27 protein-coding genes, 1 tRNA gene, 2 pseudogenes and 1 riboswitch are annotated in these 26,154 nt (G+C 57.1%); of the genes and pseudogenes, 15 read left to right on the forward strand and 15 right to left on the reverse strand.

Features of this window, described 5'->3' with window-relative positions; genetic code table 11:
* Positions 1-218: 218 nt before the first annotated feature.
* From ACKXF7_RS06810 to ACKXF7_RS06835, 6 genes are all read right to left on the reverse strand, one after another.
* A complete protein-coding gene (locus tag ACKXF7_RS06810) occupies positions 219-1,466 on the reverse strand; it encodes a plasmid recombination protein (protein WP_423742617.1) in 1,248 nt (415 codons plus the stop codon).
* A 274-nt stretch (positions 1,467-1,740) separates the two neighbouring features.
* Complete coding sequence (locus ACKXF7_RS06815) at positions 1,741-1,974, reverse strand: complexin-2 (protein WP_158390751.1); 234 nt, start codon at positions 1,972-1,974, stop codon at positions 1,741-1,743.
* Between the two features lie 85 nt (positions 1,975-2,059).
* Positions 2,060-3,184, reverse strand: a complete 1,125-nt coding sequence (locus ACKXF7_RS06820; RefSeq protein WP_423742506.1) for an AAA family ATPase — start codon at positions 3,182-3,184, stop codon at positions 2,060-2,062.
* Positions 3,181-3,510 (reverse strand): plasmid mobilization protein, encoded by a 330-nt coding sequence (locus tag ACKXF7_RS06825; protein WP_015538530.1) that lies wholly within the window; start codon positions 3,508-3,510, stop codon positions 3,181-3,183. The genes ACKXF7_RS06820 and ACKXF7_RS06825 overlap by 4 nt, the downstream gene beginning before the upstream one ends.
* A complete protein-coding gene (locus tag ACKXF7_RS06830; RefSeq protein WP_423742507.1) occupies positions 3,507-4,583 on the reverse strand; it encodes a tyrosine-type recombinase/integrase in 1,077 nt (358 codons plus the stop codon). Before ACKXF7_RS06830 ends, ACKXF7_RS06825 begins: the two co-directional genes overlap by 4 nt.
* 4 nt (positions 4,584-4,587) lie before the next feature.
* The gene (locus ACKXF7_RS06835; RefSeq protein ID WP_423742508.1) at positions 4,588-4,773 is read right to left on the reverse strand and encodes a DNA-binding protein; all 186 of its coding nucleotides are present in this window, start codon (positions 4,771-4,773) and stop codon (positions 4,588-4,590) included.
* Between the two features lie 333 nt (positions 4,774-5,106).
* Here ACKXF7_RS06835 and ACKXF7_RS06840 point away from each other — a divergent pair, with 333 nt between their 5' ends.
* Positions 5,107-5,610, forward strand: a complete 504-nt coding sequence (locus ACKXF7_RS06840) for a helix-turn-helix domain-containing protein (protein ID WP_097838603.1) — start codon at positions 5,107-5,109, stop codon at positions 5,608-5,610.
* Positions 5,611-5,753: 143 nt separating this feature from the next.
* Here ACKXF7_RS06840 and ACKXF7_RS06845 read toward each other — a convergent pair whose 3' ends face one another.
* From ACKXF7_RS06845 to ACKXF7_RS06875, 7 genes and pseudogenes are all read right to left on the reverse strand, one after another.
* Entirely contained in the window at positions 5,754-6,380 is a 627-nt protein-coding gene (locus ACKXF7_RS06845) for a hypothetical protein (protein ID WP_423742509.1), read from the reverse strand.
* Positions 6,381-6,901: 521 nt separating this feature from the next.
* Positions 6,902-7,594, reverse strand: a complete 693-nt coding sequence (locus ACKXF7_RS06850) for a DUF4367 domain-containing protein (protein WP_423742510.1) — start codon at positions 7,592-7,594, stop codon at positions 6,902-6,904.
* On the reverse strand, positions 7,587-7,964 hold the full coding sequence (locus ACKXF7_RS06855; RefSeq protein WP_423742512.1) for an RNA polymerase sigma factor: 378 nt from the start codon (positions 7,962-7,964) through the stop codon (positions 7,587-7,589). The genes ACKXF7_RS06850 and ACKXF7_RS06855 overlap by 8 nt, the downstream gene beginning before the upstream one ends.
* A gap of 38 nt (positions 7,965-8,002) precedes the next feature.
* Positions 8,003-8,116 (reverse strand): annotated as a pseudogene (locus ACKXF7_RS06860) (sigma-70 family RNA polymerase sigma factor); the annotation flags it as partial.
* A gap of 64 nt (positions 8,117-8,180) precedes the next feature.
* Positions 8,181-8,846 carry a sigma-70 family RNA polymerase sigma factor gene (locus tag ACKXF7_RS06865; RefSeq protein ID WP_423742513.1) on the reverse strand — a complete coding sequence of 222 codons (666 nt, stop codon included), beginning with the start codon at positions 8,844-8,846 and terminating at the stop codon, positions 8,181-8,183.
* Positions 8,830-9,660, reverse strand: coding sequence for a helix-turn-helix domain-containing protein (locus ACKXF7_RS06870; protein WP_423742514.1), 831 nt, complete (start codon positions 9,658-9,660; stop codon positions 8,830-8,832). The genes ACKXF7_RS06865 and ACKXF7_RS06870 overlap by 17 nt, the downstream gene beginning before the upstream one ends.
* A gap of 57 nt (positions 9,661-9,717) precedes the next feature.
* Positions 9,718-10,086, reverse strand: a complete 369-nt coding sequence (locus ACKXF7_RS06875) for a hypothetical protein (protein WP_423742515.1) — start codon at positions 10,084-10,086, stop codon at positions 9,718-9,720.
* Positions 10,087-10,536: 450 nt separating this feature from the next.
* Between ACKXF7_RS06875 and ACKXF7_RS06880 the strand changes: the two genes are divergently transcribed.
* A complete protein-coding gene (locus ACKXF7_RS06880) occupies positions 10,537-11,802 on the forward strand; it encodes a plasmid recombination protein (protein ID WP_423742618.1) in 1,266 nt (421 codons plus the stop codon).
* A 17-nt stretch (positions 11,803-11,819) separates the two neighbouring features.
* Positions 11,820-11,996 (forward strand): hypothetical protein, encoded by a 177-nt coding sequence (locus tag ACKXF7_RS06885; RefSeq protein ID WP_242960375.1) that lies wholly within the window; start codon positions 11,820-11,822, stop codon positions 11,994-11,996.
* 98 nt (positions 11,997-12,094) lie between these two features.
* Here the strand turns inward: ACKXF7_RS06885 and ACKXF7_RS06890 are convergent, their stop codons facing one another.
* Together ACKXF7_RS06890 and ACKXF7_RS06895 are read right to left on the reverse strand one after the other, a co-directional pair.
* Positions 12,095-12,346 carry a DUF6061 family protein gene (locus ACKXF7_RS06890; RefSeq protein ID WP_423742516.1) on the reverse strand — a complete coding sequence of 84 codons (252 nt, stop codon included), beginning with the start codon at positions 12,344-12,346 and terminating at the stop codon, positions 12,095-12,097.
* 152 nt (positions 12,347-12,498) lie between these two features.
* A tRNA-Tyr gene (locus ACKXF7_RS06895) sits at positions 12,499-12,583 on the reverse strand.
* 256 nt (positions 12,584-12,839) lie between these two features.
* Positions 12,840-13,050, forward strand: a riboswitch (cobalamin riboswitch).
* A gap of 165 nt (positions 13,051-13,215) precedes the next feature.
* On the opposite strand from ACKXF7_RS06895, the gene ACKXF7_RS06900 reads away from it, so the two are divergent.
* From ACKXF7_RS06900 to ACKXF7_RS06955, 12 genes and pseudogenes are all read left to right on the forward strand, one after another.
* Complete coding sequence (locus tag ACKXF7_RS06900; protein WP_423742517.1) at positions 13,216-14,448, forward strand: sirohydrochlorin cobaltochelatase; 1,233 nt, start codon at positions 13,216-13,218, stop codon at positions 14,446-14,448.
* Between the two features lie 117 nt (positions 14,449-14,565).
* Positions 14,566-15,414: an iron transporter gene (locus tag ACKXF7_RS06905; RefSeq protein WP_423742519.1), complete on the forward strand. Its 849-nt coding sequence runs from the start codon at positions 14,566-14,568 to the stop codon at positions 15,412-15,414.
* Positions 15,415-15,521: 107 nt separating this feature from the next.
* Positions 15,522-16,661: an ABC transporter substrate-binding protein gene (locus tag ACKXF7_RS06910; protein WP_423742520.1), complete on the forward strand. Its 1,140-nt coding sequence runs from the start codon at positions 15,522-15,524 to the stop codon at positions 16,659-16,661.
* A gap of 30 nt (positions 16,662-16,691) precedes the next feature.
* Entirely contained in the window at positions 16,692-17,708 is a 1,017-nt protein-coding gene (locus tag ACKXF7_RS06915) for a FecCD family ABC transporter permease (RefSeq protein WP_423742521.1), read from the forward strand.
* A gap of 70 nt (positions 17,709-17,778) precedes the next feature.
* Positions 17,779-19,656 (forward strand): cobalt-precorrin-5B (C(1))-methyltransferase CbiD, encoded by a 1,878-nt coding sequence (gene cbiD / locus ACKXF7_RS06920; RefSeq protein WP_423742523.1) that lies wholly within the window; start codon positions 17,779-17,781, stop codon positions 19,654-19,656.
* Positions 19,644-20,348, forward strand: a complete 705-nt coding sequence (gene cobI / locus ACKXF7_RS06925) for a precorrin-2 C(20)-methyltransferase (protein ID WP_418266388.1) — start codon at positions 19,644-19,646, stop codon at positions 20,346-20,348. Before cbiD ends, cobI begins: the two co-directional genes overlap by 13 nt.
* Positions 20,349-20,352: 4 nt before the next feature.
* On the forward strand, positions 20,353-21,114 hold the full coding sequence (gene cobM / locus ACKXF7_RS06930) for a precorrin-4 C(11)-methyltransferase (protein WP_339395781.1): 762 nt from the start codon (positions 20,353-20,355) through the stop codon (positions 21,112-21,114).
* Positions 21,111-22,109 carry a cobalt-precorrin 5A hydrolase gene (locus ACKXF7_RS06935; RefSeq protein WP_423742524.1) on the forward strand — a complete coding sequence of 333 codons (999 nt, stop codon included), beginning with the start codon at positions 21,111-21,113 and terminating at the stop codon, positions 22,107-22,109. The genes cobM and ACKXF7_RS06935 overlap by 4 nt, the downstream gene beginning before the upstream one ends.
* Positions 22,102-22,884 carry a precorrin-3B C(17)-methyltransferase gene (gene cobJ, locus ACKXF7_RS06940; RefSeq protein WP_418266390.1) on the forward strand — a complete coding sequence of 261 codons (783 nt, stop codon included), beginning with the start codon at positions 22,102-22,104 and terminating at the stop codon, positions 22,882-22,884. Before ACKXF7_RS06935 ends, cobJ begins: the two co-directional genes overlap by 8 nt.
* Positions 22,881-23,626: pseudogene (gene cobK, locus ACKXF7_RS06945) on the forward strand (precorrin-6A reductase). Before cobJ ends, cobK begins: the two are co-directional and overlap by 4 nt.
* The gene (cbiE, locus tag ACKXF7_RS06950) at positions 23,614-24,810 is read left to right on the forward strand and encodes a precorrin-6y C5,15-methyltransferase (decarboxylating) subunit CbiE (protein ID WP_423742525.1); all 1,197 of its coding nucleotides are present in this window, start codon (positions 23,614-23,616) and stop codon (positions 24,808-24,810) included. Before cobK ends, cbiE begins: the two are co-directional and overlap by 13 nt.
* Positions 24,807-26,153, forward strand: coding sequence for a cobyrinate a,c-diamide synthase (locus ACKXF7_RS06955; protein ID WP_423742526.1), 1,347 nt, complete (start codon positions 24,807-24,809; stop codon positions 26,151-26,153). Before cbiE ends, ACKXF7_RS06955 begins: the two co-directional genes overlap by 4 nt.
* Position 26,154: the final 1 nt, after the last annotated feature.

The raw sequence follows: 26,154 nt of genomic DNA on the forward strand, positions 1-26,154 counted from the left end.
TGTTTTCTTTCATTTTAACATAGTAAATGTACCACTATTGGTACACCATGGTGTCTTTTTCTAAAAAGGATATACTTTCCCTTTATACTATCCTAGTAAAGCGTACCACAGCTTTTCCGTGATTGCAAGCCGATAAAAATTTCTATTGCATTTTTTGTCGAATTATTACTTATATGTACAGACCCCCGCCAGCATTCGCTGACGGGGGTCTACTATGCTTACAGTTCTACGCTGTTCTGCCTGTTCTTCTTCTGGCTTCTATCCGCGGTCTGCTCCTGCTCCCTCATAAGCCCAATGACCTGCTGCATCTTTTCGGCACCGAAATAGTTCCATACTCGCCTGAAATCACGTTTCATCGCATAGAGCTGCTCATTTTCTGCCTTCACCTCTTTCAGCCGCTGGCTTAGATGATGGGTAGCTTTCTTCTCGTCCTGATAGAAGTGCAGATACTTATCCCGCTCATCCTTGACCTCCCAGTACTTCCGATGGAGGGCAAAGAGTACCTTCACCAACTTCTGGATCAGCGGCATGGCCTTCTTCTCCCGATAGCTCTTGGCGGTCTCAAACGTGGCTGCTTCTGGCACCCATTCTTCTGGCCGCTGGGAGTACTGCGCTGACAGGTTTTCCAGCCCCTCCATGATGGGAGCCAGCTTGTTCAGCTTCTGGCTCTGCTTCTGGTAGGTCAGCTCTGCTTTCTGTACCCGCTGTTCAGCGGCTTCTACGGCTGTCTGCGCTGTTTCCAGCTGTTCCTGCATCTCGGTCAGGTCGGTCTGGCACTCCTGCTTGGCAGCTTCCAGAGCCGCCACCTCTTTACTACGCTCCTGCTTTTTGAAGTCCAGCACAGACAGGTGCTCTTCGTGGGTGCCTTTCTGTTCCCACTCGATGCCGTGCCGCTCCATCACGGCGGCAAGCTGCTCTTTCTCGGCGTTGATCCACTGGTTCAGCTCGGATTCCCGTTTAGAACCGCCTGCAAAGCCCAAGGCTTTCAGCGCCTGCTTCAGGGACACCTTGGTGTCCAGTCCTTTGCCCTTCCAGCCGGACACATACGGCACGAAGTCGATGTGCAGATGGGGCGTAGCTTCGTCCATGTGGAGGAAAGCCCCGAACACCCGCAGTGTCGGGTTCCGCTCTTGGAAGCCCTGCATATACTCGTCCAGCAGTTCCTTTGCCAGTGCGCCATTCTCGGTCAGGACACCCATATCATCTTTGTTGCCGATCTGGACGATCAGTTCATGGAAAAGCTTTTCCTGCTTGCCTGTCCGCAGGTGCTCATAGTAGTCGGTGATACAGCGGTCCTTGCGCTTCTGCTTGGCATTGTAACGCTTCACTGCCTCGTCAAACAGTTCGTGGTACACCTTCTGAATCGGCTCATCACGGTACACGACATTCAGACTGCTGCGCTTCGGGTCTACGTTTTCAGCGGTGAAACTTCTCCGGTTATGGTTGAGGGAGCCGGGACCCCGCATTGCGGAAATGGTTCTTTTCAATCGCACGTCCTTTCTCTGTGGAAGTAACTGGTGCCGGACACGGCAAAGGCTTTGTTACTTTCGTCGAAAGTAACGCAAAAGCACTTTTGACAGACGTTCCGTCCATCAAAAGATGCCTTTGCGCCCTGCCGGGGGCTTCCGTCTGCGGACGGGGCTTCGCTGCACCTCGCCGCTGCCCGGTCCAACACCACCTTCCTGCGTGATTGCATTCACAGGAGCGTGTCACGCTCCTGTCCTCTGCCAATAGAGGAACTCACCAGCGGAAGCTTTCTGGCACGCCTCGTCTGTCCAGATACTCCTGCCGAGCCTGCTCCCGCTGTTCCTCGGTGGGTGCTGTCTTGTACTGGGCATACAGCTCATGCCGCAGCATCGCATCCAATTTTTGCTCCAAACCCTGCTCAATGATCTCTTCGTACTCATTTTCGCCGCTCAAATGATAATGCAGCAAGGCGACGAAAAGTTCCTGCGAAATTTGCACATTTTTCATCATTATCACCATCCCGTGTCGGTTGTGTCGATTGTGACGGTATTTTACATAGTAGCAAAAATACCGTCACAACCGTCACGAATCGTCACGCCCCAGAATTTTCCAGCGTTAATTTGACCACCCTGCCCTCATGGGTACGCCTGCTTTCGTACCGAATCCCATAGTCGTTGTAGAGCCTGTCGGCACTCACATTCAGCTTCCGGGTCAGGATGTTTGCCTGTATGCCTACACCCGGCAGACGTTCCAGCAGTTCCGTGGGTGCACCGCTCCACTCCGGCTGTTCCGGGGTAAGCACCTTTGCCACCGCTTCCAGAAGCGGGTCGGGCGGCAGCTTCCAAAGTTCCGTTTCGGCTCCTTGGAACTCCCACACGCAGCGTTCCCGGTCAAACTCCAATGTCAGCTCCTGATCCGGCTGGTCACGCCCCACGATGTCCAGTAGTGCGGTGTTGTCCGTGCGCCGCTTCTTCTGCATGATGAACGCGCCATCCGCTGCACCCAACAGACCGTTGGTGCCGGAGATCATATCAAAGCTGTCCTCGGCTTCCATCTTCCGGGTGTGGTGAACCACCAGCAGACAGATGCCGTACCTGTCGCTGAAAGTTTTCAGTTTGGTCACGATCTCATAGTCGCTGGCATAGCTGTATCGGTCACCGCCGATCTCCCGCACCTTCTGCAGGGTGTCGATGATGATGAGCCGTACATCCGGGTGCTCCCGGATGAATCCTTCCAACTGCTGGTCAAGTCCCTCGCTCACAGACTTGGCCTGCGTTGCGAAGTAGAGATTGCTGGTCTCCTCCACCCCGAACATCCGGGAGAGCCGCCGCTGCAGCCGGGCGTAATCGTCCTCCAACGCCAGATAGAGGACGGTGCCTTGATGCACCTCGTACTCCCACAGTGGAAGCCCCATCGCCACATGATAGGCAAGCTGCCCCATGAAGAAGGACTTGCCCACCTTGGGCGCTCCTACAAAGAGGTAGGTGCCGCTGTACAGCAGGTCGTTCACAATGGGCTTCCGGGGTGGATATACTGTGTCGTACAGCTCAGTCATTGATACCGTGTTCAGCCCGAAATTGTTTGACTTTTTCGCGGCTTGCAGATTGATTTGCTTGTCCGAATTTGTTATAATATTGGTGCTAGTTTTGTGAGACGACTGTACCGCATCTGCGCCAACAGATGCACCCGGTACGGTCGTTTTTCTATTGTCCGTCATTCGCATTCCTCCTTAAGTCCGTTCAACGTCAGAGCCACCATTTGCAGGGTCTCCAGCAAGTCCGGCGGAACTTCTTCATCCACGGCCAGCCGCTGCAATTCCTGATAGATTAGCTTCATCTGGTCTCGCAAGGCTTTGTAGACCCTTGGGTTGCCTACCACGGTGATCTCCCGGTCGGTCAGGCGGCGGATGATATACTCCTGTTTGGTCAGCCCGGAGAGCTTTACTTTGGCTTCCAGAACCTCGTCCTCTTCCGGGGACATTCGGAAGGCTACCACCTTGTTCCGCCAGCGGCCTTGCTGGTCGAGCACTCGTTCCATCTTCATCCCTCCTTTCGCTCCATGTTCAGCTTCTGCGCCATCTCCTGCTGCTTTGAGGGGAAGAGGTGGGCGTACTTATAGGTGATGTCCACGCTCTCATGCCCCACCCGGTCTGCGATTGCCAGCGCCGAGAAGCCCATCTCGATCAGCAGCGACACATGGGAGTGCCGCAGGTCGTGGATTCGTATCCGCTTTACTCCGGCTGCCTTGGCTCCCCTGTCCATCTCGTGGTGCAGGTAGCTCTTGGTCACCTCAAAGATCCGCTGGTCTGGCTGGACTTTGTAGAGGGATTTCAGATAGTCTCTGATCTCGTCCGTCAGAAACTGCGGCATCTGGATGACCCGGACGCTCTTGGGTGTTTTCGGGTCGGTGATCACATCTCGGCCTTTCAACCTTTGATAGGATTTGGTGATGGAGAGCAGCCCCTTGTCCAAGTCGAAGTCTGCCGGGGTCAGAGCCAGCAATTCGCCCTCCCGGATGCCACACCAGTAGAGGACCTCAAAAGCGTAATAGGATTGCGGCTTGTCCATCATCGCTTCCGCAAACTTGAGGTACTCCTCCTTCGTCCAAAAGAGCATTTCCTTGTGCTTTTCCGACCCCATGCACCCGGCTGTGGCCGCTGCGTTTGCTTTCAGCCCGTAGAACCGGACTGCATGGTTTAAGATGGCACTGAGTTGTCCATGCAACGTCTTGAGGTAGGTCGGCGAGTAGGCCTTGCCGTTCTTGTCCCGGTAGTTCAACATCTCGTTCTGCCATGCAATTACATCCCGTGGCTTGATCTCACTGAGCCGTTTTTCTTTGAAATACGGTAAGATTTTCGTTTGGATGATATGCTCCTTGACAGACCATGTGTTTTCCCGGAGCCGTTTTTTCTTGTCCGTGATATAGATCTCCACGAACGCTTCAAAGGTCATGGTCAGGTCTGCCGCCTGTTGAAGAAGGAACTCCCGCTCCCACGCCAGAGCGTCCTTCTTGGTGGCAAACCCCCGTTTCAGCTTCTTCTGCTTCACACCTTGCCAGTTCTCAAAGTAGAAGGAAGCGTACCATGTGCCCTGTTTGCTGTCCTTGTAGGCTGGCATCCTATCACTCCTCCCCTGCCCCGTAGATTTTCTCCTGATAGTACCTCCTGCTTACCCGGCCTCCTACGGTCGTGTAGCCTTTGGCCTTCAGTTCCTCGTTCCACTGGGCGATCATCTTGTACGCCAGACCCTGGGAGATGTTCAGTTCCTTTGCCAGCTCGTCTGCCTTGATAAAAATGCTGTTTGCCATTTTTTGTCCTTTCCTTGTCGGTTTCGTTTCGGTGCCGCTTCATCCTCGCTGACTTCCGGCAGGCATATCCCCTTTGCGGTGCTGTGCCGTCCCCTTACGGAGCGCTCGCTTCCTTTCGGAAGGTCTTGGCGGTTTGGGTCAGTTTGGCGGTCATTCAATTTCACTAAGCATTTTTGCTTATCTTTTTGTGCCCTCATTATACTAAACACATTCCGTTAAGTCAAGAGGTTTTCGGGTAAAATCTTAAACTTTTTTGTTTATTTTCTATTGCACCTCCTGTTTTTCTGTGCTATACTGGGTTCAACAAATATGTTTAAGTCAGGAGGCAATCGCATGGCAGTCGGTGACCGCATCAAACGTGCCCGCAACCTCCGAGGTATGACCCAGAAAGAACTGGGCATTGCCATCGGGTTTGAGGAGAAAAGCGCAGACATCCGTATCGCACAATACGAAAGCAACACCCGCACTCCCAAGGAAGAGCTGCTCCGCAAGATTGCGGAGGTACTGGATGTGAACTACCGTTCCCTCTATGAGCCGACCCTGTACGCCGCAGAGGATGTGATGTACACCCTGTTCGAGCTGGACGAGCACTACCCCGGCACCCGGCTCTACGAGGTCACAGACACCACCGACCCGGATTTCCCGGAAAAGCACATGGCAGTCAGCTTCCGATATCGCCTGCTGGATGAGTTCCTGAAGGAGTGGCAGCTCCGCAAGAAACAGCTCCGGGAGGGCGAGATCACCAAGGAAGAGTATCTGGAATGGAAGCTCAACTGGCCCCAGACCGCCGATGGCTGCGGACGCTACGAGCCGAAGAAAAAGTGGCGTAAAGAATAAAAGACGCAAAAATGCCCTCTGAAAAACTTACCGTTTCTCAGAGGGCATTCTCATGTCTCTCTTTATGAATAATCGCCTGATAGTATCAAAGCAGTATCACAGAGTCTTTTAGCTCTTAAAATATCGCATTGTATCAATACTTTTCAGGGTTTGCAGATTACTCGAGCTCTGTAGCGGGTAACTGCTTGCTCTTGATTGCTCTGCAATGACTCAGTTGAGATAAATTTAAGCAACACAATACAGTGTTGATCTTCCAGAACCATTTCGTATGTTTCTTGAATGTTTATGTCATCTTCCTTCTGAAAAGTAGCAACCGCCTCTGCTGGCAAGGAATCAATTGTCAGCATTCGCTTTCCTAGTTCTTCTTCAGAATATAAAAATGTCATACACGCAAGGATACCATTTGTTGAGTTTAAATAGACAGCTTTTCTGTTTTTTGGTTGTAGTGGATTACCATCATACAAATCATCTCGCTCCTCAAAGTATTCGTTTTCAGGAAATCCAGAGCTATAGATATCGGCTGTACTATTTAACATCTCAAATCCTTCTGGCTCGAATTTTTTTACAACTTTATCAACATATTGCGAATACAATGAATAGTTATCCGGAACCGATTCACTTTTATTTTTTGTATTAAAGCAAGATGTTAATGTAAAGCAAACTATCAAACAGAGCAGCACTGTCAGAGGTGGTTTTTTAAGTGTTTGCATTGTACGACTCAGAGAAAATGTCCAAAGTATCACTGGGATACAAAGTAGAATTAACATCATAAATAGCATACCTCTTACTTTGAGACGGGTTGCTCGTATTAGCCGTCCAAACAGTTAGTCTGCCACCAATTTTATAGCCTTTATGCGTCAAATCGTGACTGATTTCAATGATTTTTTTGGTGATGACTAAGATGTTTTATTTAGCTCATTTCGTCCGATGCGGTAAATCTTCTTGTCTTGTTCTCCTACTTCAACAATAAGTTCATTTTTATTGTGATGAACTATTACTGGAATATAGCTATCGGAATTTTCCACCATCAAACATGTGACTCCATTCGTCCATTCACTGTTCAATTCCTTTGATAGCATGGAAATGATTTCTTCTTTCGTCATTTTGATTAATGAATAACCTCCATTTTGTACACTCCCACAGGAGCTTTTGCTTAGTCAACGTTGCTCACACTGCGTTTGTGACAGCTTTTTTGAAAAATTTTCGAGATTTTATCAACTTTGTATATTTGCACAAAAAATGCCGACACATTTGTAAACAATCACAAGTGTGTCGGCAAGGTCTTGACAAATCAGGAAATGCTTTCCGCAATTCTTAGAAGCTCATCATGCGATATCTTTCCAATAATCGTATGCGAAATGCCATCTTTCTCCCATACTAGCACATATCCTGTACGTCCTCCGTTATTACTCGTTCCAAGTGTTGCATCGGCTGTTCCAATTTTAATGCGCTCATAAACCGTATGCTCATTGTCGAAAGTTTCGACTTGTCCATAGTCTTGAATTACGGAACAGTCCACATAATAAAAGATGTTCTTATCATTGATATCAACATAGGCATGAAGAAAGGATATTTCGTTATCATATCCTTGTTCATAATCTCGTTCAAAGCCATCCGGCACATAATGGTCGCTGTATCCATTCGGAAGCTGCTCCAACGGTTCGCCGTCCACTTGATACGTCAGCTGCATCTCAATGGGCAGGAACTTCTGAATCATCGTATAGACCGCCTTGCGGAAGTCTGCACTTACTGCAAGCGCACCGAAGGTCAGAATTATCAGCGTCAGGGCCGCAACAAGCACTCGCTTCAGCACCGGGCGGCGTTTATGCAATGCCGCTTTCAGGCGAGCATCCCATCGGAAAGTATCCGGGTAGCGTTCTTTAAGCTGTGCCGGAGTTGGCAGCTCGTCCAGTTCTCTTTGTGCATCTGCACGGAGTGCCATCATCAACGCTGCATCAAAAGAAACTTCTGTCCGCTCACTCATGGCTGTTCAACTCCTTCCACAATAGTTTTCTTCCACGGAAAAGCCGCATCCGAACCACTTCATCCGTCAGTCCAAGCGATTCGGCAATCTCCCTGTTGGTGCAGCCCATTGCCAAAAGGCGCAGCGGATCACGATACATCGGCTTCATCTGTCCGATCAGTTCTGTCAGGTGTTGGATGTTATCGGTGCTGACTACTGCATCATCCGGCACCGGGGCATCATCTGGTGCGTCCGGGACTTCTTCCAGCGGTTCTTCTCGCTGCTTGCGAAGCATATCGTAAGCACGGCTTCTACTACAACTAACGAGATAAGCAGCGAGTTCGTGACAGTTTTCTCGATGAATTTTAGAAAAATTTTTGGCAACGTACAAAAAACCTCTTGCAGCACATCTTCTGCCAGATATGAATCGCCCATAATTTTGTAAGCGGTATGGTAGACCAGCCGCTTGTAGGTATTATATACATCTATAAATTGTTCTTCGCTGCTCCGGTCATCCAGAACTGCCAGATACATTGCCAGCATTTTCGCTCACATCCCTCTTATCGGGAGGAATTATGTCAATTTGACACAATTCCTCTCTGCCCATTCAGATAAACCACCACGGCAGTTCCAGCCACAGGTTATCCATGGCCTGTTCTTCGGTCTTTTTGGCGCGGCTTTTTGTCAGGTGAAAGTATATCGCCGTGCCGATCAGCGGATGTTCCTCGCCATCGGTGAAGCCATAGCGGTACAGCAGATAGGTCTGCTCCCGTTGGGTCAGCCGTTTCAGGCCATCGTACAGTTCCCGGCGCGATTCCTGCTCCTCCATAATGCTCTGCGGTTGCATGGCGTAGGGGTCGGCTATGGCTTCAATGCGCCGCAGCTGTTCCTCTCCCGGCAGAACATCATCCAGCGAAACACGTTGGTAACAGACGCCGTCCTTATCCTCCGTCAACATCCGCTGCTCAAAAGCAGTAAAGGCATCCCGAATCATGTCCATCATGGCGTTGCAGATGGCCGGAGCTGCGTAGGTCAGAAACTTCATGCCGCGCGCTGCATCGAACTTTGGCACGGCCTTCCACAAGCCCATATTCCCTGCCTGTTTCAAATCGTCCGCGTCAAGGTTCAGGCCGGACTGTGCCAGATTCATGCTGCGGAAAAGGTCATTTGCCACCTTGCCAATAAAGGACTTGTTGTTGTCGATCAGGCTGTCCAGCGCGGCAGCATCGCCTTTCTGCGCCAGCGCACAAAGCCGTTCATTCGTCTGCTTCATGGGCGTTTTCCTGCTCTGCGGCAGACTGCAAGATTCCCAGCAGACCGTTCCGCAGCTGTTCCAGCGCTTCCGGCGTAGCTCCTTCCATGCCCGAAACGCTGTCCAACATTGCATCTGTCAACTGCTCTGCCGTAATCGTTGGGTGCTGCACATCCTGCCCTTTAGTCAATTCGGTGAACATCTTCTCTGCCACTTTCTTGCTCATGGCTTCCTGTTCGGCGTAATGGCTCCCGATACCCTTTTTGATTTCCTTGACCGCCGCCATGAAGTACATTTCAATGTCATCAAGATCACCTTGATACACCGGCTTTCTCCGAAGGCTGATGTCCTTTGCGGCTTTGGCTGCTTCCGGGGTCTTGACCTTTGTGCGCAGCAGGGTGCTCAATGTCGTGAGCATGGCATTCTGTGCTGCGATACCAGACGCAAAGGTATCGTCAAAATACTGCGCTATGCGGTAAGTAAGCTCTGCAAAGCGGGCGTTTTCCAACAGCAGGTTGACCACCTCTGTATTGACACGCCCTGTGTAGAGGTTCTTTGCGGCTTCTACGGACAAGCCCAGCTCGGCAATGTCGTAGTTCTTGCGTTCGGGGATGTTGGTTTCTCCCAGCAGAAAATCCGTGGACACGTTGAACAGCCTTGCGATCTTCAGCACCTGCTCATGGGTCAGGGTTCCTTTCACACCACTGATAAAACGGCTGATAGTGCTTTTAGAGCAGCCGATTTCCTTGGCAAGCTCCGGTTGGCTGATATTGTGCTCTTTCATCAAGTCCGCAAGACGGACGTTGGACGGTGCGGGCAGATATTCCTGTGCCATGTGGTCGGCCCTCCTTTTTGAGCTTTTTCCTCATTATAATACGCTCTGCCGTTTTGTTCAATATACGGTTTCCCCTCTGCCCTTGCTGTTGCAAATCTGCAACCAGTAAGGGCTTTTTTCTTTTTCCGTTGCAGTTCTGCCGCTTTTTCGCCTTTCCTGCAAAATTTTCCGTATATTCAGGCAGGAAGCAAAAAACACCAGAGTTCCCACTTTGGGGATACTCTGGTGCAACACACGAAACAAAGGAGAAATGCCCTTGAGCCTGTATCGGCGATCCGTTTCAGCGCGGAACTGCGCCAGAATGACCGCCGCTATAACCTTGAAGCCACCAACAACATCTACCTGCCCGGTGGCCGCAGGGTGCGGGGTTTTGTAGGCATCGAGCCGCTTGTCCACCCCTGCCCGTAAAAAGTGCATTTTTTTCACGGAAGAAGTTCGTACAACCTGTACGGTCTGTACTTGTACGCATCTGTACGGCGAATTGGAACAAATTAAAACGAATTATCGTTTATATTTTGGATTTCCGTACGTCGTACGAACCGTACAGGTTATTTGAAGTCCGTACGCAATTTTTTCGGATGCGTACGGAGCAATCAAGTTCGCATTGTGCGAACTTGTCGGGGCGAGGCCCCTCCATCTTGCTGGCGCAAGACCGTTCGGTCACTTAAAAGCCCCACTGGGGCTTTCATTGCTTCGCAAACGTGAACTCGATTAACTCTCCCGCAGGAGACGTTCCCCCTCGGAGAGTCTTCGAAGAGCCCACTACACTTTGCAGCCCATAGGGATGAAAGTGTCATAGTGGGTTATTACACTTCCGAAGAAGTGCACCTCCGTCCCCCGTCACCTTCCTCTGAACCCTGAAAGGAGGGATGTCCTCTGGCAAGAAATGATGGTATTGACCGCACCAGTGTCCGAAATCTCGCCGTTTCGGACAAGGCCGTTGGCAACACCCAGCAGCACAACGAACGCGAAAAGGACAGCTATCGGAACCCCGATATTATCCCCCAGCGCGCTGCATGGAACGTCCACTTCAAAAAGCCAACCGCCAGCTACACTGACCTGTTCGCCCAACTGGAAACCGCTGGTACGATTTCAACGCGCGGCCTGAAGCCGGATGCCACCCATTATTGCGAGCTTGTCTTTGATGTCAACTCTGCCTATTTCGACAACCACGGCGGCTACGAGTTCGCTAAGCAGTTCTACGCAGATGCCTATAAAGCCGCTGTCCAGATCGTGGGCGGTGAGCAGTATATCCTCTCGGCAGTCATGCACGCCGACGAGATCAACCGTGCCATGACCGAAGCACTAGGCCGCGAAGTTTACCACTACCACCTCCATGTGGTCTATGTACCTGTGGTGGAAAAGCAGATCCTGTGGTCGAAACGCTGCAAGGACAAGGCACTGGTCGGCACAGTCAAGGAGACCGTCATGCAGGTCAGCCGGAGCAAGAAGTGGGCATCCAAGCCCCTGCTAGACGATGCTGGAGAGCCCGTCCTGCAAAAGAACGGCAAACCAGTCCTGAAGAAGTCGTACAGCATCCTGCAAGACGATTTCTTCAACTATATGCGCGCTGCCGGGTACACCGATGTGGAGCGCGGCGAGCGTGGCAGCACCGAAGAACACCTGACCGTCACCCAGTTCAAAGTTCAACGGGAGCAGGAACGGCTGGACAGCCTGACCGCCCAGATTGACCAGAAAGAGCAGCACCTCACCCAAACCAACAAAACCCTCTCCAAGACCGAAAAGGAACTTGCCGCTGTGCAGAAAAAGGCCACGCTCACGAAAGAAGCCCTCATTCATGCGCGCAATCTGGATTATATCGGCAAGCGCACCTTTCTCGGTAACTACTCGCTGACCGAAGAAGAATTTTCCAAGCTGAAAAAGCAAGCCGACCACGGCTATATGATGGACGTGGAGAACCGTCACTTGAAAGAAGAACTTTCCACCGCCAAGAAAGAGGCCGTTCGTTGGAGCAACAAGTACCACGACCTGTGGTACGACGTGAAACCCTATTTGGATGCTCTCCACCGTGCGCCCGAACTGGTGCGCGGCTTTCTGGAAAAGATTCTTGCCCCCAAGCAGGAGCGCACCATGAATGTGCAGCAGCGAAACCGCAAGCGTGGGCAGGATATGGAACTTTGATTTTCGGAGGATACCATTTGAACAAAAAGAAGAAGTCGAACAAATCCGGCTACCCGGATGAAGCAATCAAGACCCTTGCGCATTGCTTTTATCCCTCCATGGTTGAGTTTTTCAACAGTGAGGAAGGCCAGCGTGAATATGAGGAATGGCTGAAAGAGCAGGAAGCACTACAAGCCTTGCCTGTTGCCGCATAAAAACAGCAGGACGCTCCCAGAAAAGGGAACGCCCTGCTTTACATAGATGTTTCTTACCGGGGTGTGTCCGCTTGGGCACACCTCTTATTTTTTTGCCCTTAATCTTCTAGCCCATGGCTCCCGGCTGCATTTTTCAAATATTCCTCCGGGTCACCGTTCAGAATCAAATCGGCATAGCTCAGCGGGTCATTGTAGATAAGGTAGTCCAATTCCGTCTGCTGTGCCATAGTCACATCCAGTGCATCCTCGACCCCAGTGCAGTCGATAGAGATCATTCTCCCATCCCGAAGCAGCAGCTCCACGCAGTCAGTATCCATGTTGAACTTGCAGGCTCTTTCATCGTACTTCATAATCGCATCCTCCAAATCTTGTTATTGGCTTACGGTCTATGACAAGGTATCGGAGTTTTGCGCCGTCCACAGGAACCTTCGTTGTTGTACCCGAAGAAAACGAAAAATCCGAACCCTTCTCCAATCGGAAATAGGTTCGGATTTTTCTTGTTTGGTGGGCGCGGGTGGATTCGAACCACCGAAGCTGAAAGCAGCAGATTTACAGTCTGTCCCCATTGGCCACTCGGGAACACGCCCATATTCATTTTTATGCGTCCGTTCGCCGGACGACTTGCTTATTTTAGCATGGGAAATGGATTTTGTCAACTGTTTTTTACTTTTTTCTTCAAAGCTTTTTTGCACCCGTCGGAGACGGGGTGCGGCAATGCGGCTGGCTTTGTGCGAAAACGGCGGATAACCGTCTTTTTTGCTGCAAAAATATTTATTGGATAAGCGGCAGATCCTGCGGCTTTGGATTGCATTCTGCGCAATTCTATGTTATAATTTCGGACGAACTGAACAGAAAACAGCAGGTGCCTTCTGCCGCGTTGCGCGGTGGGAAGGGTAAAAGGGAAGCGGGTGCAGATCCCGCACGATCTCGTCACTGTGATAAGGGAGTCCGCGTCAGGGTGCTGTGCGCACCGGCCACTGGAGCATTGCTCCGGGAAGGGGATGCCGGGCGGCGATCTTTCAGTCAGGAAACCTGCCTGCTGTTGGTACGGGGGCCTGAGCCCCAGATCACGAGGAATTGGTTGTACCAAAAAGCCCTGAAAAAATCAGAGGTCTTTTTGTCATGCCATCCGCAGGACAAAAGGGCCTCTTTTTTACCTCACTTTCCTGTACCCTTTGTTCGGTTCGACCGCAATTTATCCACAGGAAAGGACAAGACAATGAGAAAGATCGAAACCAAGAAGCTGGCTGCAGCCGTTACGGCTCTGGCCCTGTGCGCCGGCGTGCTCACCGGCTGCGGCGGTGCTGCTTCCGGCACTGCATCCAGCACCGCTGCGTCTGCCGCTTCCAGCGAAGCGAGCAGCGAGGAGGCTGACGAAATGGCAGCAAAGAATGTGGCAGACCTGATCGATGCCATCTATGTGCAGGAGCGCGATGATGACACCGACGCCCAGTGCGAAGCCGCCAAGGCTGCATGGGATGCCCTGACCGACGCCCAGAAGGAACTGGTGGAAGGCGAGAACGCCGACCCCGACTACTTTGGCCGTGACACCGGCGATGCCTCCAAGGACGATGCCCGCAATCAGGACGACATCGGCGACAACGAGCTGCTGGTGGTCTCCTTCGGCACCTCCTTCAACGACAGCCGCGTGAAGGACATCAAGGGCATCGAGGATGCTCTGCAGGCCGCATACCCGGACTGGAGCGTGCGCCGCGCCTTCACCGCACAGATCATCATCAACCATGTGCAGGCCCGTGACGGCGAAAAGATCGATAATATGCAGCAGGCCATGGACCGCGCTGTGGCAAACGGCGTGAAGAACCTTGTCGTCCAGCCCACCCACCTGATGCACGGCGCTGAGTACGACGAAATGATGGAAATGATCGACACCTACCGCGACAAGTTTGAATCTGTCGCTGTGGCTGAGCCCCTGCTGGGTGAGGTCGGCTCCGATGCTACCATCATCAATCAGGATAAGGAAGACGTTGCCAAGGCTGTCACCGCTGCTGCCGTGAAGGAAGCCGGCTACGACAGTCTGGATGCCGCTGCGGCGGACAAGGTCGCCTTTGTCTTTATGGGCCACGGCACCTCTCACACCGCAAAGGTGAGCTACAGCCAGATGCAGACCACCATGCAGACTCTGGGCTATGACAATGTGTTCATTGGCACCGTTGAGGGCGAGCCGGAGGAGACTGCCTGCGAGAACGTGATCGAGGCTGTCAAGGCTGCGGGCTACACCAAGGTGATCCTGCGCCCGCTGATGGTGGTTGCCGGCGATCACGCCAACAACGACATGGCCGGTTCGGATGATGATTCCTGGCTGAGCATGTTCAACGCTTCCGATGCATTTGAGTCGGTTGACTGCCAGATCGCTGGTCTGGGTGAGATCGAGGATGTCCAGAAGCTGTATGTCGCCCACACCAAGGCGGCGATCGATTCTCTGAACGGTTGATCAAACGAACCCTCTCCGTTTCGCGGCCGCTTTGCGGCACCCGGTGGAGAGGGTTCATTTTTTATCGGAACAATGGTATAATAAAAGCTGATTTTTTATAATGTAGAGGTATTTCCTATGAAACGCGTTTTTTCCTGTGTTGTCGCTGCTTCTCTGGCACTGAGCCTGCTGGCAGGCTGCGGCGCTTCTTCCACGGCATCTTCTGCGGCGTCCGGCGCTGCCAGCTCGGAGGCTGCTTCTTCCGTGGCTTCTTCTGCCGTTGAGACCGCCGCTCTCCCGGATGGTGTGTATACCGCCGACTTTGACACCGACAGCTCCATGTTCCATGCCAACGAAGCCTGCAACGGCAAGGGCACCCTGACCGTGGAGAATGGCCAGATGACCTTCCACGTCAGTCTGGCTTCCACCCACATCGTCAACCTGTATCTGGGCAAGGCTGCGGACGCCGCAGCCAATGCGTCCGACTGGCTGCAGCCCACCACCGACACTGTCACCTACTCCGATGGCACCTCGGAGGAGGTGTACGGCTTTGATATCCCGGTCTCTGCCGTGGATGCCGACTTTGATCTGGCCATTCTGGGCACCAAGGGCAAGTGGTACGATCATGTCGTCAGCGTGCGCAATGCGGTCGAACAGGCTGGCACCGCAGCTCCCGCCGACGGTACCTACACCTGTGAGGTAACGCTGGAAGGCGGCTCCGGCCGTGCCACCGTGGAGAGCCCCGCTGCCCTGACCGTGGCTGACGGCAAAATGACTGCAACCATCGTGTGGAGCAGCCCCAATTATGATTATATGATCGTGGACGGCGAGAAGTATCTGCCCACCAACACCGATGGCAATTCCACCTTTGAGATCCCCGTTGCCGCGCTGGACACGGCACTGGACGTCACCGCCGACACCGTGGCCATGAGCACCCCCCACGAGATCGAGTACACGCTGACCTTTGATTCCGCAAGTCTGAAGTGACTCCTCCAGTCACCTTCTTTGGCAAAAAGATAAACTTTACCGTACTGCCAAAGCCTCCCTCTATGAGGGAGGTGGCGCGGCGCTAGCCGTGACGGAAGGAGTTACCTATGAAAATCACTCGCAACCAATTTCTGAAACTGATCCCTGCTGCGGCGCTGACGCTGACCGGCTGCGGCAGCAAGGCTCAGCCTGCCAATACGGAAAGTCTTGTTTTCTCCCATCATTACCAGCTGGACTATGCGCAGCAGTTCACGGCGGACTGCTATGAGGGCGGCTATACCATGCTGACCATTGCGGAGTCGGATACGCGGTTCCTTGTTGTGCCGGAAGATGCTGCGGAGGTGGATAGTCTGCCCGCTGATGTGACTGTGCTGCGCCAGCCGGTGGAGAATATTTATCTGGTCTCCACCTCGGTGATGGATCTGCTTTTGCATCTGGACGCACTGGACAGCGTGGCCTTTTCCGGCACCAAGGCCGAGGGCTGGTATCTGCCTGCAGTGCGGCAGGCCATGGAAGAGGGAAAAATCGCGTATGCGGGCAAGTACAGCGCCCCGGATTACGAGCAGATCCTGGCGGCGGGCTGCCGCCTTGCCATTGAGAATACCATGATCCTGCACACGCCGGAGGTAAAGGAACAGCTGGAACACTTTGGCATCCCGGTGCTGGTGGAGCGTTCCAGCTACGAGAGCGACCCGCTGGCCCGCATGGAGTGGATCAAGCTTTACGGCATCCTGCTGGGCAGGGAAGAACAGGCAGAGCGTGTGTTTTCCGTGCAGGAGACAGCCGTTCAGCCCATCCTCTCGCAGGAACCCACGGGAAAAAGCTGCGCCTTCTTCTCGCTGACCACCAACAACCTTGCCACTGTGCGCAAGGGCAGTGACTATGTGGCCCGCATGATCGAAATGGCAGGCGGCAGCTATGTCTTTGCGGACCTGACGGACAATGGCAACAGCCTTGCTACCATGAACCTGCCGCTTGAGGACTTCTATGCAGGCGCAAAGGATGCCGATGTGCTCATCTACAACAGCGCCATCGAGGGCATGATCGCATCGGTGAGCCAGCTGACCGAGCGTTTCCCGCTGCTGAACGAGTTCAAAGCGGTGCAGAACGGTCAGGTGTGGTGCACCACCCAGAGCCTGTTCCAGCAGAGCATGGAGCTGGCAGACCTGATTGTGGACATGAACCGGGTGTTCACCGAGGGTACACCTGCCGCCGGTGAACTGAAATTCCTCACCCATGTGGATTAAAGAAGAAAAATTTTACAGAAAGGAAAGCCTATGACCCGTACCAGACGCCTCGCAGCCGCCTATATTGCCCTTGCGGCAGCCGTGGCGGTGCTTTTTGCGCTGAACCTGTTCTGGGGCAGCGTATCCCTTGCGCCGGGTGCGGTGCTGACGGCACTGCTGGGCAAGGGCGGCGATGCGCTTGCGGGGAACATCATCCTGCAGCTGCGCCTGCCCCGCGCGGTCATGGCGGCGCTGCTGGGGGCAGCCCTCAGCGCAGCGGGATACCTTCTGCAGACCTTTTTTGCAAACCCCATTGCCGGGCCCTTTGTCATGGGCGTTTCCAGCGGCGCAAAGCTGGCGGTGGCCCTGACCATGGTGGTGTTTCTGGACCGCGGGATGCTGACCAGCTCGGCCACCATGATCGCGGCTGCCTTTGCGGGTGCCATGGCGGCCATGGCCTTTGTGCTGGCGGTGGCCCGGCGGGTGCAGCGCATGAGCATTCTGGTCATCTGCGGTGTGATGATCGGCTACATCTGTTCCGCTGTCACCGATATCGTGGTGGCCTTTGCGCAGGACTCCAACATCGTCAACCTGCACAACTGGTCGCAGGGCAGCTTTTCCGGCATGACATGGGCCAATGTGCAGGCGGCGGCACTGGTAACGCTGCCTGTGCTGGCGGCTGCCTTTCTGCTCTCCAAACCCATGGCGGCCTACCAGATGGGCGAGGAGTACGCCCGCAGTGTGGGCGTGAACGTCAGGCTTTTCTCAGCGGTGCTGGTGCTGCTTTCCAGTCTGCTGGCCGCCTGCGTCACCGCCTTTGCGGGGCCGATCTCCTTTGTAGGCATCGCGGTGCCGCACCTTGTAAAGCAGCTGCTGGGCAGCGCAAAGCCGCTGCATGTGCTGCCCGGGTGCTGTCTGGGCGGTGCGGCCTTCTGCCTGTTCTGCGACCTGCTGGCCCGCAGTCTGTTTGCGCCCACGGAGCTGTCCATCAGCTCGGTCACGGCCGTGTTCGGTGCACCGGTGGTCATCTGGCTGCTGGTGCGGCGCAGTCAGGAGGGTGCACGATGAAGGAACATTTTTTGTGCGGAGCACAGGGTCTTGCCATCGGCTACGGCAAGACACCGCTGCTCTCGGATATTTGCCTCGGGGTGCAGCCGGGCCAGATTTCCTGACCCTCATCGGCCCCAACGGCGCAGGCAAATCCACCTTGCTGCGCACGCTGGCGGGCCAGCTGGCCCCCATGGGCGGCACGGTGCTGCTGGAAGGCAGAAGCCTTGCCGATTACACCGGTACCCAGCGGGCGCAGAAGCTGGCCCTCATGGCCCCTCACAGCCGCCGGATGGAGCTGACCACCTGCTTTGATTTTGTTTCGGCGGGGCGCTATCCCTACACCGGACGGCTGGGCATTTTATCTGCCGAGGACAGGCAGCAGGTGCACAGAGCCTTGGAGCTGGTGGGCGCGGCGCAGCTGGCAGACCGGGATTTTAACCGCATCAGCGACGGCCAGCGCCAGCGCATCCTGCTGGCCCGGGCCCTGTGCCAGCAGCCGGAAGTGATCCTGCTGGACGAACCGACCTCTTTTCTGGATATCAAGGGCAAAATTGAACTGCTCACCATCCTCGGAACGCTTGCACACACCCAAAAGCTGGCGGTGATCCTGAGCCTGCACGAGCTGGAGCTGGCCCAAAAAATAGCGGACACGGTGGTGTGCGTTTCGCCCGGCGGTGTTTCCGGCGTGCTGACCCCGGAACAGGCGTTTCAGCCGGAGAGCATCCGCGCTTTGTACGGCCTGACCGAACAGCAGTACACGGCTCTGTTCGGCACACCGGAGCCGGAAGCCGAAAAGGCACCCGCCGGAAAGCCGCAGTTTGAGCATTACGTCCGCAGCGGCCAGAAACTGCTGCGCTGCGGCTACACCACCGGCACCTGTGCCGCGCTGGGGGCTGCCGGGGCGGCGCGTCTGCTGCTGACCGGCCGCGAACCGGAAACGGTGGCCCTGCGTACGCCCAAGGGCATCGTGGTAGAGGTGGCTCCCCTCTGGTGCCGCAGAACGGACACAGGTGCCGCATGTGCCATCCGCAAGGACGGCGGCGACGATGTGGATGTGACCACGGGCCTGCCGGTGGTCGCATCGGTGGTGCTGGAACCGGATGCCCCCGGCGTGCGCATCTTTGGCGGTGAGGGGGTGGGCCGGGTGACGAAGCCCGGCCTTGACCAGCCCGTAGGCGAAGCCGCCATCAACCATGTGCCGCGCCGGATGATCGCCGAGGCACTGGAACGGGAAGCTGAAAATGCTGCCTACACCGGCGGCTTTGCGGTGACCATTTCCATCGAGGGCGGTGCCGAGACCGCAAAGCGCACCTTCAACCCGCACATCGGGGTAGAGGGCGGGCTTTCCGTGCTGGGCACCAGCGGCATCGTGGAACCCATGAGCCAGCAGGCGATTCTGGATACCATCCAGCTGGAAATGAATCAGGCTGCGCTGCGGGCAAAAAATGCCCCCGGCCCCCGGCGGCTGGTACTGGCACCCGGCAACTACGGGCTGGACTATCTGGCCTCCGCTCTGCCGCAGTTTGAGCGGTTCCCGGTGGTCAAGACCTCCAACTTCATCGGGGATACGCTGGATATGGCGGCAACGGCAGGATTTGAACAGGTGCTGCTGGTGGGACACGTGGGCAAGCTCTGCAAGCTGGCGGCAGGGGTCATGAACACCCATTCCCACACGGCAGATGGCCGTGCCGAGGTGTTCTGCGCCCATGCGGCGCTGTGCGGGGCTTCGCGCGAAGTGTGCGCCGCCCTGATGGACGCCGCCACCACGGATGCCTGCCTTGACATTCTGGACGGCGCACAGCTGCGTGCACCGGTGCTGGAAAGCATCCTTGCGGCCATCCAGATGCATCTGGACCGACGGGCAGGCGGGGCGTTCCGGGTGGGCGCGGTGCTCTTTTCCAACCAGCACGGCCCGCTGGGCGAGACCAAAACGGCAAAGGAGCTGATGAAGGAATGGCAGAACTGAAAGGCACCTTTTACGGCGTCAGCGTAGGCCCCGGCGACCCGGAGCTGCTGACCCTGCAGGCGGTGCGGCTGATCCGGAAATGCCCGGTACTGGCTGCGCCGCAGACTTCTTCCGGCCAGATGCTGGCGCTGGACATCGCCCGCAGTGCGCTGGGAAAAGCGCTGGACGGCAAGACCATCGTCCCGCTGCACTTTGCCATGAGCCGCGACCCGGCTGTGCTGGCGGCTTCCCACAAAGCAGCAGTGCAGGCGGTGCGGCCTTATCTGGATGCCGGGCAGGACACTGCCATGCTGAACCTTGGGGACGTTTCCATCTATGCCACCTTTGGCTATCTGCAGCGCCTTCTGGAAGCAGAGGGCTATCCCACCGCCATGGCGGCGGGGGTGCCCAGCTTCTGTGCGGCGGCGGCGCGGCTGAATGTGCCGCTGACCGGCGGCATGGATGCACCGCTCACCATTGCGCCGGGCAGCTGGGCGGGCCGCATGCTGGATACGTCTGGCACCAAAGTATTGATGAAGACCGGCAGGCAATTGCCTGCCTTGTTGGATACCCTGCGGCAGGCAGATAAGCTGAAAAACAGCGCCCTTGTGTGCAACTGCGGCCTGCCGGATGAACAGGTCTGCCCGGACCTTTCCCGCGGGCAGCCGCAGGTCCAGCCGGGCTATTTTACCACCGTTCTGGTAAAGGAGTGATGTTATGATACATTTTGTAGGCGCAGGCCCCGGCGCACCGGACCTCATCACCCGGCGGGGCGCGGCCCTGCTTCAGAAAGCCGACTGCATCATCTATGCGGGCAGTCTGGTGAACCCGGCCCTGCTGGGCCTTGCAAAGGCAGACTGCGCCATTTATAACAGCGCTGAAATGACGCTGGAGCAGGTGCTGGATGTGATGCGGCAGATGGAAGCTGCGGGTAAGATCACCGTGCGCCTGCACACCGGTGACCCCTGCCTTTACGGTGCCATCCGGGAGCAGATGGATGTGCTGGATGCCGAGGGCATTCCCTACGATGATACCCCCGGTGTTTCCAGCTTCTGCGGTGCGGCAGCGGCGCTGAACGCCGAGTACACCCTGCCCACCGTGAGCCAGACCGTCATCATCACCCGTATGGAGGGCCGCACCCCGGTGCCGGAAAAGGAAAAGCTGGCAGGCCTTGCCGCCCATGGGGCCACCATGGTGATCTTTTTGTCCATCGGCCTTGTGGAAAAGGTGCAGCAGGCACTTCTGGCGGGCGGAGCCTACACGCCGGATACCCCGGCAGCGGTGGTGTACAAGGCTACATGGCCGGAAGAACGGACCGTCCGCTGCACTGTGGGCACGCTGGCGGAAAGCGTTCATGCAGCGGGCATCACCAAAACGGCGCTCATCGTGGTGGGTGACTTTTTGGGCCGGAACTACGAGCGCAGCAAGCTGTACGACCCGGCCTTTACCACCGAGTTCCGCAGGGGGACAGACCAGTGACCCGGGCCTATCTTGCCTTTACGGCAAAGGGCCTTGCGCTGGCGGAAAAGCTGGCCGCAGAATATCCCGGCAGCGTGGCCCGCTGCGGCCATGAGCCCGGGCAGCCGGGCCTTGCGGAATGGACGGCCCGGCAGTTTGCACACAGTGATGCCCTTATTTTTGTGGGTGCGGTGGGCATTGCGGTGCGGGCCATTGCGCCCCACTGCAAAAGCAAGGCGTCTGACCCGGCGGTGGTGGTGCTGGACGAGTGCGGACGCTTTGCGGTGCCCGTTCTCTCCGGCCATCTGGGCGGGGCCAACGAGCTGGCGCGGAGGCTGGCCGCTGTGTGCGGCGCGGTGCCGGTCATTACCACTGCCACGGACGCAAACGGTGTGTTTGCGGTGGATGAATGGGCCAGACACCAGAACTGTGCCGTGCTGGAGCCGGAGCGCATCAAAAAGGTCAGCGGCGCACTGCTGGCGGGCAGAACGGTGCGGTTCGCATCCGACTGGCCCATTGCAGGCAGCCCGCCTGCGGGCCTTGCAGAAGATGCAGCGGCCCCGGAGCTTGCCCTCACCCTGTGCCCGGCGGGAGATGCTTTGCATCTTGTGCCGCGCATCGGCGTGCTGGGGGTGGGGTGCAGGCACGGCACCGGCGCCGACACGCTGGCCGAAGCCTTTGCGGCCTTCTGCGCACAGGCAGGCTTTGCCCCGCAGTGCATCGCGGCGGCGGCCAGCATCGATCTGAAGCAGAACGAAGCGGGCCTTCTGGCCTTTTGCCAGAGTCGAGGCTGGCCTGTGGAGTTTTTCACGGCGGAACAGCTGCGGCAGGCCCCCGGCAGCTTTACGCCCTCGGCCTTTGTGCAGAGCGTCACCGGCGTGGATAACGTCTGCGAGCGCGCTGCGGTGCTGGCTGCAGGCGGGCCGCTGTTTTTTCACAAATTTGCCCGCACCGGCGTGACCTTTGCGCTGGCTGCGCGGCCCTTTTCCCCGGATTGGAGGTGGCAGCATGTCTGACAGGTACGAATTTGAGATGGACGGATGGGACATGGACCGGCCCGAGAATGTTGTTTACGTGGTGGGCCTTGGCCCCGGCGATGTTTTTTATCTGACCCAGGAAGCCCAGAGCGCCCTTGAACATGCGGATGCGATCTGCGGCTACAAGCTTTACATTGACCTGATCGAGCCTGAGTTCCCCTGCGAGGAATACTATGCTACCGGCATGACGCAGGAGATCGACCGCTGCCGCTGGGCGCTGGAAAAGGCCCGCACCGGCAAGCGGGTCGCGCTGGTGTGCAGCGGCGACGCAGGTGTTTACGGCATGGCCAGTCCGCTGCTGGAGCTGGCCGAGGATTACCCGGATGTTGCCGTGGAGGTGGTGCCCGGACTCACTGCCGCCCTCAGCGGCGGGGCGGTGCTGGGCGCACCGCTGGCCCACGATTTCTGCGTGATCTCGCTTTCCGACCGGCTCACCCCGTGGGAGGTCATCGAAAAGCGGCTGGCCTGCGCCGCGCAGGGCGATTTCTGCGTGGCACTGTACAATCCCTCTTCCAAGGGCAGGCCGGACTACCTGCAAAAGGCGGTGCGCATCCTGCGCGCAAACGGCAAGGGACCGGAGACGGTCTGCGGCCTTGTGCGCAACATTGGCCGCGAGGGCCAGAGCGCCCGGGTGCTGACGCTGGCCGAGCTGGAAGACACGCCGGTGGATATGTTCACCACCGTGTACATCGGCAACGGGAACACCCGCGCCCTTTCGGGCCGGATGGTCACGCCCCGGGGGTATCGCAAATGAAAACTGTCGTGTTCAGCGGCACCACCGAGGGACGCCGCTTCTCCAAAAAGCTGGCGGCACTGGGGGCTGAGGTGACCGTGTGTGTGGCCACGCCGCTGGGAGCCGAGGAACAGGGTGAGATGGCGGGCATCACGGTCCACGCCGGGCGGCTGGAACCGGATGCCATGGCGACGCTGCTGACGGGTGCAGACCTCTGCGTGGATGCCACCCATCCGTATGCGGTGGATGTGACCCGGAACATCCGCGCTGCGGCGGCACAGGCCGGTGTGGAATACCGCCGCCTGCTGCGGGCCCGGAGCCCGCTGCCCGAGGACTGTGTGGTGTTCGGGACCGCGGCGCAGGCGGCAGAGTACCTTGCCGGAACGAAGGAAAACATCCTGCTTGCCACCGGTGCCAAGGAGCTGGCAGCGTTTGCGCCGCTGGACCCGGAGCGGCTTTACCCCCGGGTCCTGCCCACGCCGGAGGGCATCGCCGCCTGCGAGGCAGCCGGGATCCGCACCGGAACATCATTGCCATGCAGGGGCCGTTTTCCTGCCAGCTGAACAAAGCTTTGATCGAACAGCTCCACATCCGGTATCTCGTCACCAAGGACGGCGGCGCGGCGGGCGGCTTTGCCGAAAAGGTGCAGGCCGCAGCCGAGACCGGCGTACAGCTGGTGGTGCTGCGCCGTCCGGAGGAGGTCGGCGAGACCGAGGCAGGATTATTCACGCATTGTCAGGAGATTTTGAAATGGTCACACTGATCGGTATGGGAAGCGGCAGCTGGGAGGCTTTGTCGGCACAGGCGCAGGACGCTGTGCGCAGGGCAGGCCTTGTGTTTGGCGCAAAGCGGCTGCTGGCGGGCCTCCCGCCCGAGTGCACTGCCCGGCAGTTTGCCCTCTATCAGCCTGCCGAGATCCTTGAGACGCTGGCACAGGCCCCCGGACAGGATGCCGCCGTGCTTTACAGCGGGGACACCGGGTTTTATTCCGGTGCGTCCGGCCTGCTCACGCCCCTGCGGGCGCTGGGCATCCCTGCGCGGGTGTATCCGGGCGTTTCCAGCATCCAGCTGCTGGCGGCGGCGCTGGGCCGCCCATGGCAGGACTGGAAGCTGGTGTCGGCCCACGGCTGTGCCTGCGACCCGGTGGCAGAGTGCATGACAGAGCGCTCCGTCTTCTTCCTCACCGGCGGGGCCGAAACACCCGCCACCCTCTGCCGGAAGCTGGCCGACGCCGGCATGGGCGAAGCCCACGCACTGGTGGGCGAAAACCTTGGCACCGGGGAAGAGGCCATCCGCTACGGCTCTGCGGCGGAACTGGCGGGGCAGAGTTTTGCACCGCTCAGCGTGCTTCTGGTGGAAAACTTCGATGTCCCGCACTTCCGCACGCCGGGCTTCCCGGACGAAAGCTTCATCCGGGGCCAGGTGCCCATGACCAAGCAGGAGGTGCGCGCTGCCGCGCTGGCAAAGCTGGCCGTGAAGCCTGCGGATATCCTGTGGGACGTGGGGGCAGGCACGGGCAGTGTGAGCGTGGAGCTGGCACTGGCAGCGCCTAAAGGGCATGTGTATGCCGTGGAGTGCGATCCGGACGCCTGTGCCCTGATCCGGCAGAACCGGGCAAAGTTCCAAACTTACAACCTCACCCTCATCGAGGGCCGCGCCCCGGATGCACTGGCAGACCTGCCTGCGCCGGACGCCGTGTTCATTGGCGGAACAAAAGGCGGCATGGAAGGCGTGCTGGATGCTGTGCTTGCCAAAAACCCGGACGCGCGCATCTGCATTTCCGCCATTGCGCTGGAAACGCTGAGCGCTGCGGCTGCCGCCCTTACCGCCCGGGGCCTTGCCGCCGAGGTGGTGCAGCTGGCGGTCAGCCGCACAAAGCAGGCAGGCCGCCTTCACCTGCTCATGGCAAACAACCCCATCTTCCTCATTACGGGTATACGCAAATGATGCAATTCCTCATCGCCGCGCCCCGGTCCGGCAGCGGCAAGACCACCATGACCTGCGCCGTGCTGGCGGCACTGAAAAAGCGCGGGGCCGACCCCTGCGCCTTCAAAAGTGGGCCGGACTACATCGACCCCATGTTCCACCGCTCCGCTCTGCAGGTGGACAGCCATAATCTGGATCTGTTTCTCTCGGACCGTCCCACGGTGCAGGCGCTTTACGCCCGCTGTGCCGCCGGACACGGCGCTGCCGTGTGCGAGGGGGCCATGGGCTTTTACGACGGGCAGGGCCTGACCACCCGGGCCAGCGCATGGGAGCTGGCAGACACGCTGGGGCTTCCGGTGCTGCTGGTGGTGCAGCCCGGAGGGGCCAGCGTAACACTGGCGGCAGAGATCCAGGGCCTTGTGCACTTCCGCAAAAACAGCCATATTTCGGGCATCCTGCTCAATAGCTGCTCCGAAAAGCTGTATAAAATGCTCAAAGACCTGCTGGAAAGAGAGACCGGCCTGCCGGTGCTGGGCTATCTGCCCAACCTGCCGCAGGCAGCGGTGGAAAGCCGCCATCTGGGCCTGAAGACCGCAGGCGAGATCACGGACATTCAGGAAAAGATCGCTCTGCTGGCAGACCGTCTGGTGATGGACTGGGAGAAGCTGGCAGCGGTGACGGAAAGGCCGTGCCCCGAGGGCGGATGCCTTTCTCCCCGGGGAACGGCGTCCGCTTCTGTCCGCATCGCCGTGGCGAGGGACGGAGCCTTCTGCTTTACTTACGCCGAAACGCTGGACGCTTTGCGGGAGGCGGGCGCGGAGCCTGTATTTTTCAGCCCGGTGCGGGATGCTGCCCTGCCGGAGGGAGTCTGCGGGCTGTATCTGCCCGGCGGCTACCCGGAGCTGTATGCGCAGGCCCTGAGCGAAAATAAAACCATGCGGGCCTCCATCCGGGAGGCGGTGAACGCCGGCCTGCCGACAGCGGCAGAGTGCGGCGGCTTTCTGTATCTTGGGCAGAGTCTGGAGGACGCCGAGGGAAAGAGCTGGCCCATGGCGGGTGTCCTGCCGGGAGCAGGCGTCCGGGCGGGCAGGCTGGTGCGGTTCGGCTATGCCGTCCTGACCGCAAAGCGGGACAGTATGCTGTTCCGCGCGGGAGAAAGCCTGCCCGTCCACGAATTTCACCACTGGGATTCCACCGCAAACGGCACTGCATTTACGGCCCGTAAAAACGAGAAAATGCAGTGGGAATGCGGCTTTGCAAACGAGAATTTCTATGCGGGCTTCCCGCATTTATACTGGGCGGGCACGCCTCTGCCGGGACGCTTTGTGCGTGCGGCAGAACGATACAGCAAAACAAAAGGATGAC

This window comes from Faecalibacterium sp. 7 (assembly GCF_049562865.1).
GTDB lineage: Bacteria > Bacillota > Clostridia > Oscillospirales > Ruminococcaceae > Faecalibacterium > Faecalibacterium wellingii.

Excerpts from the sequence above, each read along its gene's own strand:
- ACKXF7_RS06850 (WP_423742510.1), bottom strand. The coding sequence starts at position 7,594 with ATGAGTGAGCGGACAGAAGTTTCTTTTGATGCAGCGTTGATGATGGCA.
- ACKXF7_RS06910 (WP_423742520.1), top strand. The coding sequence starts at position 15,522 with ATGAAAATCACTCGCAACCAATTTCTGAAACTGATCCCTGCTGCGGCG.
- ACKXF7_RS06870 (WP_423742514.1), bottom strand. The coding sequence starts at position 9,660 with ATGGCACAGGAATATCTGCCCGCACCGTCCAACGTCCGTCTTGCGGAC.
- ACKXF7_RS06845 (WP_423742509.1), bottom strand. The coding sequence starts at position 6,380 with ATGATGTTAATTCTACTTTGTATCCCAGTGATACTTTGGACATTTTCT.
- ACKXF7_RS06840 (WP_097838603.1), top strand. The coding sequence starts at position 5,107 with ATGGCAGTCGGTGACCGCATCAAACGTGCCCGCAACCTCCGAGGTATG.
- ACKXF7_RS06825 (WP_015538530.1), bottom strand. The coding sequence starts at position 3,510 with ATGAAGATGGAACGAGTGCTCGACCAGCAAGGCCGCTGGCGGAACAAG.
- ACKXF7_RS06835 (WP_423742508.1), bottom strand. The coding sequence starts at position 4,773 with ATGGCAAACAGCATTTTTATCAAGGCAGACGAGCTGGCAAAGGAACTG.
- ACKXF7_RS06915 (WP_423742521.1), top strand. The coding sequence starts at position 16,692 with ATGACCCGTACCAGACGCCTCGCAGCCGCCTATATTGCCCTTGCGGCA.
- ACKXF7_RS06820 (WP_423742506.1), bottom strand. The coding sequence starts at position 3,184 with ATGACGGACAATAGAAAAACGACCGTACCGGGTGCATCTGTTGGCGCA.
- ACKXF7_RS06955 (WP_423742526.1), top strand. The coding sequence starts at position 24,807 with ATGATGCAATTCCTCATCGCCGCGCCCCGGTCCGGCAGCGGCAAGACC.
- ACKXF7_RS06900 (WP_423742517.1), top strand. The coding sequence starts at position 13,216 with ATGAGAAAGATCGAAACCAAGAAGCTGGCTGCAGCCGTTACGGCTCTG.
- cobM (WP_339395781.1), top strand. The coding sequence starts at position 20,353 with ATGATACATTTTGTAGGCGCAGGCCCCGGCGCACCGGACCTCATCACC.
- cbiE (WP_423742525.1), top strand. The coding sequence starts at position 23,614 with ATGGTCACACTGATCGGTATGGGAAGCGGCAGCTGGGAGGCTTTGTCG.
- ACKXF7_RS06905 (WP_423742519.1), top strand. The coding sequence starts at position 14,566 with ATGAAACGCGTTTTTTCCTGTGTTGTCGCTGCTTCTCTGGCACTGAGC.
- ACKXF7_RS06810 (WP_423742617.1), bottom strand. The coding sequence starts at position 1,466 with ATGCGGGGTCCCGGCTCCCTCAACCATAACCGGAGAAGTTTCACCGCT.
- cobI (WP_418266388.1), top strand. The coding sequence starts at position 19,644 with ATGGCAGAACTGAAAGGCACCTTTTACGGCGTCAGCGTAGGCCCCGGC.
- ACKXF7_RS06830 (WP_423742507.1), bottom strand. The coding sequence starts at position 4,583 with ATGCCAGCCTACAAGGACAGCAAACAGGGCACATGGTACGCTTCCTTC.
- ACKXF7_RS06815 (WP_158390751.1), bottom strand. The coding sequence starts at position 1,974 with ATGAAAAATGTGCAAATTTCGCAGGAACTTTTCGTCGCCTTGCTGCAT.
- ACKXF7_RS06865 (WP_423742513.1), bottom strand. The coding sequence starts at position 8,846 with ATGAAGCAGACGAATGAACGGCTTTGTGCGCTGGCGCAGAAAGGCGAT.
- cobJ (WP_418266390.1), top strand. The coding sequence starts at position 22,102 with ATGTCTGACAGGTACGAATTTGAGATGGACGGATGGGACATGGACCGG.
- ACKXF7_RS06890 (WP_423742516.1), bottom strand. The coding sequence starts at position 12,346 with ATGAAGTACGATGAAAGAGCCTGCAAGTTCAACATGGATACTGACTGC.